The sequence below is a fragment of the Streptomyces corynorhini genome (assembly GCF_003346515.1).
GTDB classification, from domain to species: domain Bacteria; phylum Actinomycetota; class Actinomycetes; order Streptomycetales; family Streptomycetaceae; genus Streptomyces; species Streptomyces corynorhini.
The window spans coordinates 1-576 of sequence record NZ_QQNA01000458.1 but is presented as its reverse complement, the minus strand read 5'-3'; the positions used below and the strand labels follow the sequence as shown (position 1 = coordinate 576).

Below are 576 nucleotides of genomic sequence, written 5' to 3'. Positions count from 1 at the left end.
CTTCTCTGGAGGATCACGACGCCGCCGTCCGCGAGCCGGACGGCGGCGTCGTGATCCTCCAGAGAAGGGACCTTGGCGTCCTTGAAGACGATGTACGTCACGCCGGAGGGGACACCGCCCCCGGCCGGATCCGGCGTGATCCCCAGCGCACGGGCCGTGGCGTACGACGCCTCCCCGATGATGCCGGAGGGCCCCGCGTCGCCGACGACGGCGTACTGCACCTTGTTCCGGTAGATGACGGCCGCGACCGAGCCGCCCCCGATCCCCGACGAGCGGTAGTTCCAGATCCCGCTCGGGGTCGGCACGACGATGTACGGGAGCTTCTCCGCGTTCAGCGGCTGCCCGTCGGACTGCGTGTAGGCCGTCGAGTTCTGGAAGTACGGGTCGGCGGCGAGGTTGCACCGCTCGGTGATCGCGCCGTCGCAGTCGATGTCCATGTCCGCCTTGAAGAACACGGCGCCCTTCGCGTCGCAGACGGAGATGTCGGCCGGAGTGCTGTCTCGGGCCCGGTACATCCCCTGGGAGATCTGGTCGCACCGGCCGGCCCTGGCGAGCAGGGCCGGCCGGTGCGACCAG

1 protein-coding gene is annotated in these 576 nt (G+C 70.1%); it reads right to left on the bottom strand.

Features of this window, described 5'->3' with window-relative positions; all coding sequences use genetic code 11:
• Positions 1–576: glycoside hydrolase family 75 protein (locus DVH02_RS34475; protein WP_114627756.1), on the bottom strand; the 576-nt coding region annotated here is incomplete at both ends.